Consider the following 15878-nt stretch of genomic DNA (forward strand, 5'->3'; position numbering starts at 1 on the left):
TCGCCTGAATCGACGCCTTCGCGGGCAAGCCCTGCTCCTACAGTGTCGTGTCGCTCGCCCATATTGTGTACGACACATCACTGTAGGAGCAGGGTTTGCCCGCGAAGAGGCCCCAGGGCCTTACGCCCTCCCCAAGAACGCCTCACTCGCCCGTTCAGGCATCCTCGAGAATCAGGTCCGCGCCCTTCTCCGCCACCATCAGCACCGCCGCATGGGTATTGCCCGACGTCACGTTGGGGAAAATCGACGCATCGACAATCCGCAGCCCCTTCATCCCATGCACCTTCAGGCGCTTGTCGACCACCGACACCTGCGGATCCGAACCCATCGCACACGAACCGCACAGGTGATAGATCGACCCACTGTTCTCGCGGAAATACTCCAACATCGCCGCGTCGTCATTCACCGCCTTGCCCGGCAACACCTCATCGACGGTAATCGCCCGCAACGCCGGCGCCTGCATGATCTTGCGAATCAGCCGGCTGCCCTGCAACACCTCGTCGATATCCTTCTCGGTGCTCAGGTAGTTCGGGTCGATCAGCGCCGCATCCGCCGGGTTCTTCGAGGCGATCCGCACGCTGCCGCGACTGGTCGGCCGGCACGGGTTGAAGCACAGCAGGAAGCCCGAATACGGCTCCGGCTTGAGGCTGGCCTTGTTGTTCTTCGGAATCTGGTACGACAAGGGGTTGAAGTACATCTGCAGGTTCGGATGCGCCTGCTCTTCATTGCCGCGGAAGAACCCGCCGGCCTGGTTGACGCTCATGGCCAGCGCGCCCTTGCGGGTCAGCAGGTATTGCAGGCCCAGCTTGAGCTGGCCGAACAGCGAGCTCAGCTCATCGTTCAAGGTCGGGATATTGGCCTTGTAGTAGTAGCTCACGCACAGGTGATCCTGCAGGTTCTGCCCCACCGCCGGCAGATGCTTGACCACCGGCACCCGGTGTTCGCTCAACAGTGTCTGGTCGCCGACCCCGGACAGTTGCAGGATCTTCGGCGTATCCACCGCCCCGGCACACAGGATCACTTCCTTGTTGGCCTTGAACGAGCGCGCCACGCCGTGCTGGCTGATGGAAATGCCGATGGCCCGCAGGTCGTTGTCGAACAACACCCGGTCCACCAATGCATGGTGTTCGACCGTGAGGTTCGGCCGGCTCAGGGCCGGGTGCAGGTGGGCGAAGCTGCTGGAGCTGCGCTGGCCATTGCGGGTGTTGACGTCATAGACCCCCGCCCCTTCGAACTTCGGTCCATTGAAGTCGTCGCTGCGCTGATAACCCAACTGCTGGCAGCCTTCGAGAAATACATCGCAGATCGGGTGCGTATGCCCCTGCATCGGCGTGATGCTGATCGGCCCGCTGCCGCCGTGATATTCGGTATCGCCCAACGGGTGATTTTCCAGTTTGCGGAAGTACGGCAGCACGTCCTTGAACGCCCAGCCGTCATTGCCGTTGGCCGCCCAATCATCGAAGTCATGGGCCTGGCCACGCACGTAGACCATGGCGTTGATCGAACCCGAACCGCCCTGGACCTTGCCCCGGGGCGCGTAGATTTCCCGGTTGTGCAGTTGCTTCTGCGGCTGGCTGTAGTACATCCAGTTGAAGGTCGGGTTGTAATACATCTTGGCGAAACCGACCGGGATCTTGAACCAGAACGAAGCGTCCTTGCCGCCCGCTTCCAGCAACAGGACCGAGTATTTCCCCGAAGCCGACAAGCGGTTGGCGAGGATGCAACCGGCGGCGCCCGCGCCGGCGATGATGTAGTCGTATGTCATGCAGGTTACCGCTGATTCGTTGAAAACGCCGCCCTGTCCCAGGGCGGCAGGATGGCTCAGCCCCTGGCCGGCGAGGTGTCTTTCACATCGGCGGGCGTCGGCGCCATTTGCAGGTGCAGCCGCTGGCCGGTGTAGGGCGTGTGCTTGCGCACCACGTCCATGTTCAACTCGACGCCAAGGCCCGGTTCGGTCGACGGGATGATGTAGCCGTCTTCCCATTGCAGCGGCTTGGTCAGCACTTCGGCGTGGAAACCGCCCCAGGTCATGATGCTTTCCTGGATCAGGAAGTTTGGCGTGCAGGTCGCCAGCTGGAAGCTGGCCGCGGCACCGATCGGACCGTTGTAGAGGTGCGGGGCGATCTGCGCGTAATAGGCCTCGGCCATGCTGGCGATCTTCTTGGCTTCCAGCAGGCCGCCGCAGCGCGCCACGTTCATCTGCAGGATCGACGCGCCGCCGGCCTGCAGCAGCTTGAAGAACTCATACTTGGTGGTCAGCCGCTCGCCGGTGGCAATCGGGATGGTGGTCTTGGCCGCCACTTGCGCCATGGCGTCTTCCTGGCCGGGCGGTACCGGTTCCTCGAACCACAGCGGGTCGTACTTCTCCAGGCGCTTGGCCAGGCGAATCGCCGACGACGGCACCATCTGCCCGTGGGTGCCGAACAGCAGGTCGCACTTGTCGCCCACCGCTTCGCGGATCTTGCGGCAGAAGGTTTCGCAGCGCTCCAGCACCTCCAGGGAAATCTGGTGACCGGAATAGGCGGTGTAAGGCCCGGCCGGGTCGAATTTCACGGCGGTGAAGCCCAGCTTCATATTCTCTATCGCGCATTCGGCGGCCAGGTCCGGGTCGTCGTAGTCGTACTCGCCACGGCTGTTGACCGGGTACAGGTAGGTGTAGGAGCGCAGGCGCTCGTTGACCTTGCCGCCCAGCAGTTCATAGACCGGCTTGTTCGCCGCCTTGCCGATGATGTCCCAGCAGGCCATCTCCAGGCCGCTGACCACACCCATCATGGTCAGGTCCGGACGCTGGGTGAAACCGCTGGAGTAGGCCTGGCGGAAGAAGCGCTCGATATGGTGCGGGTCCTGGTCCTGCAGGTAACGCTCGAACACGTCCTCGATGATCGGCACCATCGCCTTGGGACCGAAGGTGGCGGCGTAGATCTCGCCGACGCCTTCAATACCGCAGTCGGTCTTGAGCTTGACGAACAGCCAGTACATGCCACCGATGTGCGGCGGCGGTACGGCGACGATATGGGTTTCCAGGGAGACGATTTTCATATCAGGCACCTGCCTTTTTATTGACCAGCGCACGCAGCGCCAGGGCCGCCAGGGTTCCAAGCCCGCCGATAAAGGCGATGTAGCCGAAATAGAGCTTGTAACCGAGGGCGCCAGGGAAGTTTTCCGTGAGATAACCGTTGATCAACGGGATAAAGGTGTCCGGCAGGTAGCCGACCACCGAGACAATGCCGATGGCCAGGCCGGTGATCCGCAGCGGGATCTTGCAGGTGTCGAGGATCGCCCAGTACAGCCCGCGAATGGCGTAGGTCATCAGGCCGATAAAGATCACCGTGACCACCAGCACACCGATGCTGCCCAGTGCAGGGAAGACGATCAGCCCGAGGATGCCGAGGGTCGCCAGCAGCAGTGCAACGATCAGCACCGAGATATTCGAGAACTTGTCCCCCAGGTAGCCGCCGCCGAGACCGCCGATGGGGCGCATCCACAACTTGATGGTGGTGATGGTGCCGGCCATGACCGCGGTCATGCCGCTGCCTTGCAGGTAGTCGGAGAAGCTGTAGGTGGCCCAGAAGATGTGATAACCGCAGAACACGATGGCGGTCACCAGCCACAACTCGGGGATCTTCACCAGGAAGGCCAGGTCGCTGAGCAGAGTGTGCGAGGCCTTTTCTTCCTGGGTTTCAACGGCCGCCACGGACTTGGGGTCCTTGAGCGAGACCAGCACGCAACCGATGGCGATACAGGTAAAGGAGTACAGGTAGACCACATGTTTGAAGCCTTCGGCCGCCGACTCGCTGCGGGTCTCGGTGGCGTAGGCGAACAGCCCCAGGGCCACGGTCGCGAGCATGGCTTCCACCAGGCCACGACCGCCGTCGAGGATGCCGAAGAAGCGCCCCTGCTCGGAGGCCTCGGCGATCATCTTGACCCGCTTGAGCACCGAGGCCCAGAAGGTCAGGCCGGTGGTCAAACCCCAGCAACCGAAGATGATCATCAGGCCGGTCATCGACGGTGCGGTGGAATACCAGATCCCCAGCAGGCCGGTGGCGACCAGCGAGAAGAAGATCAGGAAGCGCGGTGCCAGGCGATCCGCCAGCCAGCCGCTGGGCAGGTAGCTGAGCAGGAAGAGGGTGCCGAGCATCGAGTACAGGTAACCCAGCTCGCTGTGATTGATATGGAACACTTCGAGCATGGTGGTCTGGTAGACCTGGCGCAGGTAGAGGATTGGGTAGATCGCCCCGGCGGCCAGCACCAGCAACATCAGTTGGAAATAACGGCTGCCCTTGTCGCTTTTGGCGGACGTGGCGGCGGCGTGAACCTGAACAGCAGCAGGCTTGGACATGTACTGGGACCTCGGGCGATCCGGCAGTGCACGGTCGCCCTTCTCTATCGATTGTTGTTATTGGAATAGCGTGTCGCGTAAAGCCTGTCTCAGTACTTCATGACCACCAGTCGGGTCTGGGTGAATTCGAGCATGCCGTGCTTGCCGTCATCGCCGCCCAGGCCGGAACGTTTCCAACCGGCGTGGAACCCTTGGTAAGGGTCAGCCGGGGTGCGGTTGACGTAGAGCTCGCCGGACTCGATGGCATTGGCCACTTTCATCGCCGTGCGGTAGTTCTCGGTATAGAGCACCGACGACAGGCCGAACTGGTGATCATTGGCCATGGCCAGCGCCTCGTCGATATCACGGTACTTGAGCACCGGCAGGACCGGGCCGAAGATTTCTTCCTGGACGATTTCCATATCCTGGCGGCAACCGCTGAGCAGGGTCGGCGGATAGAAATGCCCCGGGCCTTCGGGGATCCCACCACCGGTTTCCAACACCGCGCCGTCGGCCACGGCCCGCTCGACCATGGCGTGGATATTGCGCCGTGAGCTGGCATTGACCAGCGGGCCCATCAGGCTGGCATCCACGGCGCGGTCACCAAACTGCACCGCGCTGATTTTCTCTTTCAGCAGCGCGAGGAAACGGTCGTGCACGCTTTCGTGGACATAGACCCGCTCCACCGCCGTGCACAACTGGCCGCAATGGGTGGTCTTGGAGGCGACGATGGCGCTGGCGGCCTGTTCCAGGTCGGCATCGGCCTCGATGATCGCCGGGGTCTTGCCGCCCAGCTCCAGGGACGGCTTGGCGATATTGGCCTTGCAGTAGTCGAGCACGATGCGCCCGGCGTTGACGCTGCCGGTCAGGGTGATCAGGCCGACGGCCTTGTGGGTGCAGACACTGGCGGCGGTGTCATGGTCCATGGTGAGGATATTCACCACCCCGGCAGGCAGGCTGGATTGCTGCACGGCCCGGGCGATTTCAAAGGCCGAGATCGGCGTGTTGTTGCTCGGGCGCACTACCACGGTATTGCCGGCGATCAGCGCGGGGGCGATCTTGCGCAGCAGGGTGTAGACCGGGTAGTTGAACGGAATCAGGCAGGCGACGACGCCGATGGGCTCGCGCTGCAGGAACAGGTTTTCGTCCGGGGTATCGCTGGGAATGATCTCGCCTTCGATGCGCCGCGCCCATTCGGCGTGGTAGCGGGTGATCTGCGCGGCATAACGGGCTTCGTTGCTGGCGTCGGCGACGCTCTTGCCGGACTCCGCCGCCAGGGCCTGGCCGATGTCTTCGGCGCAGGCTTCAAGGGCGCCGGCAAAGCTGCGCAGATGCTCGGCGCGTTCGATGCTGGTGAGCTTGCCCCAGAGCTTCTGGGCGGCGGCGGCGGCCTCGACGGCTTCGACCGCCTCGACGGAGGTAGCAGCCGGTACGTGGTCGATCAAGGCTTCGGTGGCAGGGTTGTAGACCGCGATCCGGGCAGTACCGGCGGGCTCGACGAACTGACCGTTAACAAAGTTGCGCTGGGTGGACATGTACTGGTTCTCGTACTTTTCTTATCTGAGAAGCCAGCAGTCTTGTCATCCGACGCGGGATGAACAAACGATTAATTCAGGCGGTAAACATTCAAAAAATGCAGGTTACCGCCAGACTGTAGGAGCCGGCTTGCTGGCGATGAACGATAACGCGGTGAAACTGATACACCGCGGTGTCTGCATCGCCAGCAAGCCGGCTCCTACAAGGTCCGTATACCCCCTTCAGATAACGGGCATGATCACCGGGGTAGAAGGCTCGAGATGCCGCCGTGCCAGCTCCAGTTCTTCCTGCAACCACTGGCTGAAAATCTGCAACTGGGGGATCTGCGTCTGTTCCTGGCGGGTCACCAGCCAGTAGGACTGGTGACCGTCGACATGCACGTTGAGCACCTGGGTCAACTGTCCGCAGGCCAGTTCGCCGGCCACCATATGCCAGTCGGCGATGGTGATGCCCAAGCCGTCGATGGCCGCGCGAATCGCCAGGTCCAGCAGGTCGAACTCATAACCGCTCAAGGTATCGACGCCACTGATCCGCGCCGCGTCCAGCCAGTGTTTCCAGGTCAGGTAGCGCTGATCTTCCTTGGCCAGTACATGCAGCAGGGTCAGGCGGTTCAGGTCGATCTCTTCCTGCCCGCTCAACTCGCGGGCATAGAGGCTTGGCGAGCAGACAGCGATATGCCGCTCATGCATCAGCAACGAGCTGTCCAGGCCATCCCATTCGCCATCGCCGAAACGGATCGCGCAGTCCAGGGTACTGGTCTCGGCCAGGCTGTCCTGCAGGCGTGTAGTGATGCTCAGTTCCAGCCCCGGATGCTGCTGGCGCAGGCGCCCCAGGCGCGGCAACAGCCAGCGGCTGGTAAAGGTCGGCGGCGCATTGATGCGCAGGCGGTTGGCGTGGTTCTTCTCCTGGATGCCACGCACGGTCATCTCGATCTTGTCGAAGGATTGATGCAGCGCGCGCAGTAACACCCGCCCGGCACTGGTCAATTCGAGATGATGATGACGGCGCTCCAGCAGGCTTTCGCCCAGTTGCTCCTCAAGCTGACGGACCTGGCGGCTGACGGCGCTCTGGGTCACGTTCAGCAGCTCGGCGGCGCGGGTAAAGCTGCCGGTGCTGCCAGCCACTTCGAAAGCTTTGAGCGCATTGAGCGCGGGCATTTTGCGTTTCAAGAAAAGACACTCACCAAGGGGCGGACGGCCACAAGCATCGCATGGGGCCGGGGGTGGGTAACATTCCTTTTTGTCTATCGTCCTACAAAAAATCAGAATCCTGTCCGCCGCCTCAAAATGTGAGGCCGACTCAGATCTTGAGAACACAACGGAACCTGTAGGAGCAGGGCTTGCCCGCGAAGAGGTCCTCAAGATCGCTAAAAGCTTCGCGGGCAAGCCCTGCTCCTACAGGATGTGTGTCGTGTTCCAGATCAACGATAAAGGAGGTTGCGATCAAAGGTCGCTTTTGCAAGAAAACCGTCGCCCCGAGATAAATAGCACGAGTATTTCGCACAGCCCTCATGAGTATTCAGCACTGGTTCTTTTCAACTTATAAACGCTACCCTGCCCTATAACTTTAAACGGAAAGTTTCCACGCACTTACATTGGGCGCCACCCCCACTCTCGCCCCATTGTGTTGCACCTCCCCCAACAACTTATCTTCTCGGGCCGCACAATGGCAATCAACAAAAACACCCCAACCAGAACTATCGGCCTGCTCGCTTTTATATTCACCTGCTGCAATGCCAGCACCCATGGCTTCAGTATTTTTCTTTATTCCGCCCTGTTACCCGAGATCCGCCAGCACTTCTCCCTGAGTTATAGCCAGGCCGCCTCCATTGCCGCTTTGCTGCAACTCTTCTATATGGGGGCTTCGATTGCCAGCGGGATCGCCGCCACCTGGATCAGCCCCCTGAACATGGTGCGCCTGACCATGCTGCTCAGTCCGGTGCTGCTGGCGCTGGCGGTCGCCACGCCCTGGGTCCTGCCCTTTGCCTTGTGCCTGGCGCTGGTCTCGGCCTGTGCGGTGTCCAACTGGAACGCGATTGCCGCCCTGGCCGGCGAAGTGATTCCCGCGTCCCACCGCAGCCGGGTGCTGGGCCTGGCGTCTTCCGGGGCGGCCTTTGCCATCTGCCTGAACGGCATCCTGATCGCCCTGCTCCAGGGTATTTCCCTCAGCGCTTTCTGGCTGATCTGCGCCGGGCTCACATTGATCGTCACCCTGCTGACCCTCTGGGCCCTGGCGCCCCTCGGCCGCCAGCCGGACACTCGCCCGACGACGGCCGCCTCCCTGGGCCAGGTACTCCGGCGCTGGCTGCGCCTGTGCCTGGAACAGCCCATCGCCGTGCATATCCTGCTGCTCAGCGGCTTTATCGGCAGTATCAGCGGGCCGTTCCTCAACTTCCTCTCGGCCTTCGTCACCGAACGCCTGGGCGCCGGCCTGCAGGTCACCGGCTCGCTCTGGACCTTGATCGGCGCCTGTGGCGCGCTGGGTGGAATGTCACTGGGGTCACTGGCTGACCGCTGGGGGGCGCTGCGGGTGATGGCCATCAGCATCGGCGCCTTCGGCCTGGCCATGCTCGCCTGCTGCTGCACCCCGGATTGCTGCTGACCTGGCTGGCCGCCGGGTTGTTCGCGCTGTTCTACTTTCCGGTCTGGGGCCTGATGGCCGCCTACCTCAGCGCTCGCCTGACACCCGTGCAAAGCCTGCAAGTGGTGAGCCTGAGCATGGTCGGCTACGGCCTGGGCAGCGCCAGCGCGAACTGGGTCAACGGTCTGTTGCTGCAAGCCGGCGGATCGTTCGCCATCATCCATGCCTGGATCGCCGGCTGGGTGCTCGCCAGCCTGCTGTTATTGCAGGTCATGGCCCGCCATCAGCGCCGTCGACCGCTGCTCCAGGAGCCGGTCTGAACGCAGTAGCTGGCGCCCGAGCATCTCCACCATCGCCTCGAGCCCCGGTTCCTGGCAGGCCGACGAACGCCAGAGCATCAGGCGAGCCGGCTCGATAGCCGGGAAACCGTCTCGCTCATCGAGAATCCGCCAGCCCTCCGGCACCAGCCGGCGGGCAGTCACCCCCACCGTGTCGCCGCCCTCGATGGCCACGCCGATCCCCCGCGGGCTCTGGCTGGTGTAAACCACGTGCCAGGCCCGACCGGCCTCGGCAAGGGCGTCGATGGCATTGGCGCGAAAGGCACAACCCTCGGCATAGACCGCCAGCGGCACCGACTGGTCATCCGCCCAGGCACGCTCGTCGGCGGTCACCCAGACCAACGGCTCGTCGCAGAGAAACTCGCCCTGCTGCAGGTTGGCATGCTGCACGCCGAGCACCAGGTCCAGCTCGCCACGCTGCAGGCGCCCGACCAGGGCCACCGAGGCTTCACAGCAGACGTCCGGGCGGACCTTGGGAAAGTGTTCGCGAAAATCCCGCAGGACTTCGGCCAGGCAGTATTGCGCATAGTCCTCGGGCATCCCGACATGGATGCAGGCGAGGTCATTGGGCAGATGGGCAGCGTTGATCGCCTCGTTATGCAGCTTGAGGATGCGCCGCGCATAGATCAGAAAGGTCTCGCCGCTGGGGGTCAGGCTGATGCTGCGGCTGGTGCGATGGATCAGCGGCGTGCCAACCACCTCCTCCAGCCGTTGCAGACTCTGGCTGACGGTCGACTGGGTTTTATGCAGGCGCTCGGCGGCCGCCGAAAAACCCTGGCATTCAATAATCGCCACAAACACCTTGAGCAATGTTCCGTCCAGATGACCTGACATAACTATCGCTCCTGCCGATGGATTCGATCGTAACTCATCATTTCTATTATTCCTGTTTTTAAGCAACTATCGATTCAACGCCGAGACAACTTCGAACCTTGCACTGGCGACTAATGATCGTTAACTTCAGGAGCCCGAAATGAGCCTTCAACTTGCCGATGCCGAAGTGGGTGATATCAGCGATATCGTCAACACCGAACGTTATCCCATTCATGATTCGGGCCATGTTCAATTACAGGCGCTGATCGATCACGCCCGTGCCGAACTGGCCGTCGACGGTTGCTGCCTGCTGAAGAACTTCCTGCGCCCCGAAGTGCTGGAACAGGCCCGTCTCGAAGGCCAGGCGCTTTCGGACAAGACGTTTTATTCGGTGCGCAAGGTCAATGCCTACTTCACCGAAGACGATCCCTCCCTGCCGGCCGAAGACCCGCGCCGCACCTTCATGGAGCGCACCAGCGGCTTTGTGACCCGCGACATGATCGCCCCGGACGCGATCATTCACCGACTCTACGTCTCGCCGATGATGAAACGTTTCATCAGTGCCTGCCTGGGGGAACCTGAGATTTTCGAATATGCCGACCCCTTTGCCGGCCTGGTAATCAACGTGATGCCAGAGGGCACCCAGCAGCCTTGGCACTTCGACACCAACGAATTCATCGTCAGCATGATGACCCAGAAGCCCGAGGCCGGCGGCCTGTTCGAATACGCGCCGATGATCCGCTCGCGCACGGCGGAAAACCTCGGCGCGGTGGGCCAGGTGGTGCGGGGTGAGGATCGCAGCCGGGTGAAATACCTGGAGCTCAATCCCGGCGACCTTCAGATCTTCAAGGGGCGTTTTTCGGTGCATCGGGTGACCCGTGTCGAAGGCGCGGTCGAGCGCAATACCGCGATCTTCGCCTACTCGGAAAAGCCCGGAATCATTGGCCGCGCCGAGCGCACCAAGCAGCTCTACGGGCGCCTCTCCGAAGCCCATCTGCAAGCCGAGCGCAGCCGGGTGCGCAGCGACCAACTGCTCGACTGACCTCTCCTGTAGGAGCGAGCTTGCTCGCGATGGTGGTGAACGATAACGCGGTGCGCCTGATAGCCAGCGGCGCCCTTGCGGCCATCGCGAGCAAGCTCGCTCCTACAACGGGAGCTCGGACTTTATAAGAACGTATTTCCATCACCGACCGGTATTAGCGAGGAACACCCCATGAGTCTTTCCGGCCCCAACCGCAACCCCGCCGACTGCGAACCCACCCACGCCGAGATCCAGCAGATCCAGCTGGACCGCCTGCAACGGGTGCGCAACGAACTGAAAAAGCGCGACTACGCCGCCTGCGTACTGTTCGACCCGACCCATATGCGCTACGCCACCGGCTCGCGCAATATGCAGGTGTACTCGGCCCGAAACCCGGCGCGTTATGCCTTTATCCCCGCCGAAGGCCCGGTGGTGGTCTTCGAATTCGGCGGCTGCCTGCATCTGGCCGAATCCCTGAACACCGTCGACGAAGTTCGCCCGGCCAAGGCGATCTCCTATTACTTCTGCGATAGCTTCCTGAGCAATGTCACCGCCGACTGGGCCGCCGAAATCGACGACCTGGTACGCAAGTGCGGTGGCGGAAAACGCATCGCCATCGAGAGCGCCACCTCGGCGGCGGCCTTCGAATTGCAGAAGCTCGGCTACCAGGTCTTCGATGCCCAGGAACCACTGGAACGCGCGCGCTGCATCAAGGTGCCGAACGAGCTGAAGATGATCCGCGCCAGCCTGCGCGCCACCGAGGCCGGCGTGAAGCTGATGGAAAGCAAGCTCAAGCCCGGCATCAGCGAAAACGAACTCTGGTCGCACCTGCACCAGCACGTGATCGCCACCGACGGCGACTATGTGGAAACCCGCCTGCTGTCCTCCGGACCGCGCACCAACCCCTGGTTCCAGGAGTGCAGCACCCGGCCCATAGAAGCCGGCGACCTGGTGGCGCTGGACACCGATGTGGTCGGTCGTTTCGGCTACTACGCGGACTTCTCGCGGACCTTTCTCTGCGGCGAACAGGCCGCCACCCGCAAGCAGCAGGAGCTGTACAAGCTGGCCTATGAACAGGTGCAGACCAATATGGAAATGCTCAAGGCCGGGCGCAGCTTCAAGGAGTATGCGGAGCTGGCCTGGAAGATCCCCGACCACTACAAGGCCAACCGTTATTTCGCCCTGGCCCACGGGGTTGGCATGACCGGTGAATACCCCTACGTGGTGCACCGCGAGGACATTGATGCACTGGGCTATGACGGGGTGTTCGAGGCGGGCATGACCATCTGCGTGGAAAGCTACATCGGCCACGACGAAGGCGGCGAAGGGGTCAAGCTCGAAGAGCAGATCTACATCCACGAAAATGGTATCGAGCTGCTCTCGGACTATCCGTTCGACCCGCGCCTGCTGCCCGTTTAAGTCTTGCCGCCCTACCCCGCGCCGGCACTCAGCCCGCGAGGTAGGGCCATCAGGAGCGTGTCTGGCGCGGGAGGACAATCAGTAATGTGCGTTTTAGGAATTTTCCTACGCTGAATTTATCGTTTGTTCATCCGGAGCCAGATGACAAAACTGCGAGCATCTCAAATAAAAACAACACGAGAGCCGCACCATGTCCTATCCCACGTCCCGCCTCCTGAATGCTCCGCGCTTTGATCTGCCGTTGACGTTTTTCCTGACCGATCACGGGTCCGCCCTGGATCGCCAGCGCTAGCTGCCAACCCTCTGTTCGCAGTGGCACCCAAAAGACGCATTTACGCCCCAGTATCGGAGAGGCTCATGAAAGACCTGACTACCCTGGACGGCTCCGCGCCGCATCCAGCCGTGGATGACCTGTGCACCCAAGCCAAGCGCGGCCAGATCAGCCGCCGACAATTCCTCCACACCGCCACCCTGCTCGGTATCACCGCCGCCAGCGCCGGGAGTTTCCTCGGCCCGGCGCTGTTCAGCGATTCGGTCCAGGCGGCTGAAACCGGCACCCCACGCAATGGCGGCAGCCTGCGCTTTGCCTGCGCCATCCAGGAAATCCAGGACCCGATGCTCATCACCTGGATCGAAGCCTCGAACCTGATGCGCAACAGCCTGGAATACCTGACCTGGGTCGATGCCCAGAACATCACCCACCCGTACCTCGCCGAAAGCTGGAAGCCCTCGGACGACCTCAAGGAGTGGGTCTTCAACCTGCGCCAGGATGTCAAGTGGAGCAACGGCGACGTTTTCAACACCGACGACGTCGAGCACAACTTCCAACGCTGGACCGGCGCCGAGTCCAAGTCGGTCAACCGCACCGCGTTCCAGGACATTGCCTCCTTCGAAAAACTCGGGCCTTACCAGTTCAAGCTGGTGCTCAAGCGGCCGATCCTGGCGATTCCGGAAATGCTCAACGCCTTCACCTGCGCCATCGTCCATCGCAGCTTCAAAGCCGGTGATGACTGGTCGAAAACCCCGCTCGGCACCGGTCCTTTCAAGCTCACCTCGTTCGCCGTGAACAAGGAAGCCACCTTCGCCAAGCGCGCCGATTACTGGGGCAAGCCGGCCTACCTGGACGAGCTACGGTATGTCGACATGGGCACCGATGTGTCCACCCAACTGGCCGCCCTGCAAGCCGGGCAGGTCGACGTCCTGTATCGCGTCACCGTGGCCGAACTGGACCTGGCCAAGCGCCTGCCCAACGCCAAGCTGCTGACCTGCAAATCGGCGCAGACCGTGGTGATGCGCATGGCCGTGGACCAGAAGCCGTTCGACGACCTGCGCATCCGCAAGGCCGTGGCGCTCTGCGCCGACAACGCGCAGATGCTCAAGATCGCCTATCGCGGCATGGGCACCCTGGGCGAGGACCACCATGTGGCGCCATCGCACCCGGAATACTTCCCGCTGCCCAAGCGCGCTCGCGACGTGGCCCAGGCCAAGGCGCTGCTGGCCGAAGCCGGACACCCCAAGGGCATCGACATCGACCTGATCGTCGGCAACACCCAGGGTCGCTACGAACAGGACACCGCGCAGATCCTCCAGCAGAACTGCCTGGAAGCCGGTATCCGCATCAACCTCAAGGTGATTCCCGCCACCCAGTACTGGCCGATCTGGGACAAGGCCGCCTTCAGCCTCACCTACTGGGCCCATCGCCCGCTCGGGGTGATGTCCCTGGAACTGGCCTATCGCGGCGGCGGTGCCTGGAACGAAAGCCACTACAAGGACCCGGCCTTCGACGCCGCCCTGGACAAGGCCATGGGCATCGTCGATCCGAAACAGCGCTCCCTGGCGATGCAAAGCGTGGAGCAGATCCTCCAGGACGCCTGCGTCATCATCCAACCGTTCTGGGCCGACAAGTTCACCGCCACGTCGCAGAAGGTCCAGGGCTTCCAGGTCCACCCATCGGACTTCTACCCGATGAACGAAACCTGGCTCAGCGCCTGATCCGACCTTTGAAACAATGAGCTCGCCCACCCCGGTGCGGCGAGCCGGCAACTGTATAGCCGGAGCATGCAAACATGGCTGATTTTCTGTGGCGCAAGCTACTGGCCCTGGCAGCGACGTTATTGTCGGTGTCACTGATCGTTTTTTTCGCCCTGGAGCTGAATATCGAGGACGTCGCGATCAACGTCCTGGGTCCCTACTCCGCCGCCGACCAACGCGCCGCCTGGCTCACCGAGCACGGCTACGACCAACCCTTCCTGTGGCGTTACCTGATCTGGCTGAAGGACTTCGTCAGCGGTCACTGGGGCACCTCGGTGCACTTTCGCGAACCGGTGATGGACCTGCTGCTGCCCAACCTGGGACAGACCCTGATGCTGGCGGGTCTGGCGCTGTTGATCATGGTCCCCGTGGCCCTGACCCTCGGCGTACTGGCCGGGATTCGCCAGGGGTCGCTGCTGGACCGCCTGGTGTCATTCCTGTCCATCGTCACCACCTCTATCCCGGATTTCGCCAGCGCGGTGTTCGTCTCGGCAATCTTCGTCTTCTGGCTCAACTGGCTGCCGGGCGTCAGCAGCATGAGCGACGGTTTCAGTGCGCTGCAACTGGCGATGCCGCTGATGGTGCTGTGCCTGTTCGGCGTCGGCTACCTGGCGCGGATCACCCGGGCTTCGATGGTCGAAGTGATGCAGGCGCCGTATATCCGTACCGCCCGCCTCAAGGGTGCCTCGACCTCACGCATCGTGCTGCGCCATGCGCTGCGCAATGTGCTGATCGCACCGATCACGGTGATCATGCTGTACATCCCGTGGCTGCTGTCCAACGTCATCGTGGTCGAGGTGTTCTTCGCCTACAAGGGCTTCGGCTCGTTGCTCTACACCGCCTCGCTGAACCATGACGTCTACCTGATCGAGGCCTGCGCCATGATCAGTGCGCTGGTGGTGGGCGCGACCAAGATCTTCTCCGACCTGGCCTATACCTGGCTCAATCCGCGCATCACCTTGCGCAGCCTTGGCGGGAGCGCCCGATGAATCTTCTGCATGCATTCAAGAACCCGTTGGCGGCCCTGGGCCTGTGCCTGGTGGGCGGTTGGGTGATCCTCGGGGTCTTCGCCCCCTGGCTCGCCCCCCATGACCCGCTGGAAAGCTTCACCCCGCTGCTGACGCCGTTCAGCGACGACGGCAGCGGCCAGACCTTCCTGCTGGGCACCGATGTGCTGGGCCGCGATATTCTCTCGCGACTGATCTGGGGCACCCGCACGGTGCTGCTCTGGTCGACCCTGGCGACCCTCACCGCGTTTGCCTTCGGCATTGCCATGGGCCTGTGCGCCGGCTACTTCAATGGCTGGGTCGACTCGGTATTGTCCTATATCGCCGATACCGTGCTGTCGTTCCCGGTGCTGGTGCTGTACATCGTGATCATCATCGCCCTCGGCGCCTCGGCGTTGAACATCCTGATCGCGGTGACCTTCACCAGCGCCCCGGCGATCTTCCGGATCATGCGCGCCCTGACCATGGACCTGCGTTCGCGGGACTATGTGCTCAGCGCCATCACCCAGGGCGAAGGCGCCCTGCGGATCATGACCGTGGAAATCCTGCCCAACTGCGGTGGCCCGCTGATCGTCGATTTCTGCCTGCGCATCGGCTACACCGCGATCATGATCGGTGCCCTCGGCTTCCTCGGCCTCGGCCTGCCACCGCCGACCCCGGACTGGGGCGGCATGATCAACGAAGGCCGCAGCATGGCCATCGCGTTTCCCCACCTGGTGATCTTCCCGTGCATTGCCATTTCCACCCTGATGCTTGGCCTCAGCCTGCTGGCGGACGGCCTGGACGAACACGCCCAGAAAGGCACAAGGAGTTGA

Annotated in this window: 13 protein-coding genes; 7 read left to right on the plus strand and 6 right to left on the minus strand. The window is 62.3% G+C overall.

Annotation, left to right across the window (positions count from 1 at the left end; all coding sequences use genetic code 11):
* Positions 1-154 precede the first annotated feature (154 nt).
* The 5 genes from M5C71_RS31695 to M5C71_RS31715 form a co-directional block, all read right to left on the minus strand.
* On the minus strand, positions 155-1765 hold the full coding sequence (locus M5C71_RS31695) for a GMC family oxidoreductase N-terminal domain-containing protein (protein ID WP_100943524.1): 1611 nt from the start codon (positions 1763-1765) through the stop codon (positions 155-157).
* 56 nt (positions 1766-1821) lie between these two features.
* On the minus strand, positions 1822-3039 hold the full coding sequence (locus M5C71_RS31700; protein WP_103498457.1) for a mandelate racemase/muconate lactonizing enzyme family protein: 1218 nt from the start codon (positions 3037-3039) through the stop codon (positions 1822-1824).
* Position 3040: 1 nt separating this feature from the next.
* On the minus strand, positions 3041-4339 hold the full coding sequence (locus tag M5C71_RS31705; protein WP_248769554.1) for an MFS transporter: 1299 nt from the start codon (positions 4337-4339) through the stop codon (positions 3041-3043).
* An 89-nt stretch (positions 4340-4428) separates the two neighbouring features.
* Positions 4429-5853, minus strand: a complete 1425-nt coding sequence (gene aldA, locus M5C71_RS31710; protein WP_248769555.1) for an aldehyde dehydrogenase — start codon at positions 5851-5853, stop codon at positions 4429-4431.
* A 222-nt stretch (positions 5854-6075) separates the two neighbouring features.
* Entirely contained in the window at positions 6076-7023 is a 948-nt protein-coding gene (locus M5C71_RS31715; RefSeq protein WP_177103353.1) for a LysR substrate-binding domain-containing protein, read from the minus strand.
* A gap of 496 nt (positions 7024-7519) precedes the next feature.
* Here M5C71_RS31715 and M5C71_RS31720 point away from each other — a divergent pair, with 496 nt between their 5' ends.
* Positions 7520-8455: an MFS transporter gene (locus M5C71_RS31720; RefSeq protein WP_248769556.1), complete on the plus strand. Its 936-nt coding sequence runs from the start codon at positions 7520-7522 to the stop codon at positions 8453-8455.
* Positions 8446-8754 (plus strand): hypothetical protein, encoded by a 309-nt coding sequence (locus tag M5C71_RS31725; protein ID WP_248769557.1) that lies wholly within the window; start codon positions 8446-8448, stop codon positions 8752-8754. The genes M5C71_RS31720 and M5C71_RS31725 overlap by 10 nt, the downstream gene beginning before the upstream one ends.
* Here M5C71_RS31725 and M5C71_RS31730 read toward each other — a convergent pair.
* Complete coding sequence (locus tag M5C71_RS31730; RefSeq protein WP_248769558.1) at positions 8695-9606, minus strand: LysR substrate-binding domain-containing protein; 912 nt, start codon at positions 9604-9606, stop codon at positions 8695-8697. The genes M5C71_RS31725 and M5C71_RS31730 overlap by 60 nt on opposite strands.
* 139 nt (positions 9607-9745) lie before the next feature.
* Here M5C71_RS31730 and M5C71_RS31735 point away from each other — a divergent pair, with 139 nt between their 5' ends.
* From M5C71_RS31735 to M5C71_RS31755, 5 genes are all read left to right on the plus strand, one after another.
* Entirely contained in the window at positions 9746-10627 is an 882-nt protein-coding gene (locus tag M5C71_RS31735) for a hypothetical protein (protein WP_152737542.1), read from the plus strand.
* A gap of 171 nt (positions 10628-10798) precedes the next feature.
* A complete protein-coding gene (locus M5C71_RS31740) occupies positions 10799-12025 on the plus strand; it encodes a Xaa-Pro peptidase family protein (protein WP_103499364.1) in 1227 nt (408 codons plus the stop codon).
* A 357-nt stretch (positions 12026-12382) separates the two neighbouring features.
* A complete protein-coding gene (locus M5C71_RS31745; RefSeq protein ID WP_248769559.1) occupies positions 12383-14017 on the plus strand; it encodes an ABC transporter substrate-binding protein in 1635 nt (544 codons plus the stop codon).
* A 74-nt stretch (positions 14018-14091) separates the two neighbouring features.
* Positions 14092-15045 carry an ABC transporter permease gene (locus tag M5C71_RS31750; protein ID WP_152737539.1) on the plus strand — a complete coding sequence of 318 codons (954 nt, stop codon included), beginning with the start codon at positions 14092-14094 and terminating at the stop codon, positions 15043-15045.
* On the plus strand, positions 15042-15878 hold the full coding sequence (locus tag M5C71_RS31755; RefSeq protein WP_103499366.1) for an ABC transporter permease: 837 nt from the start codon (positions 15042-15044) through the stop codon (positions 15876-15878). Before M5C71_RS31750 ends, M5C71_RS31755 begins: the two co-directional genes overlap by 4 nt.

The sequence above is a fragment of the Pseudomonas sp. MWU12-2345 genome (assembly GCF_023242385.1).
In the GTDB taxonomy this organism is placed as follows: domain Bacteria; phylum Pseudomonadota; class Gammaproteobacteria; order Pseudomonadales; family Pseudomonadaceae; genus Aquipseudomonas; species Aquipseudomonas gingeri_D.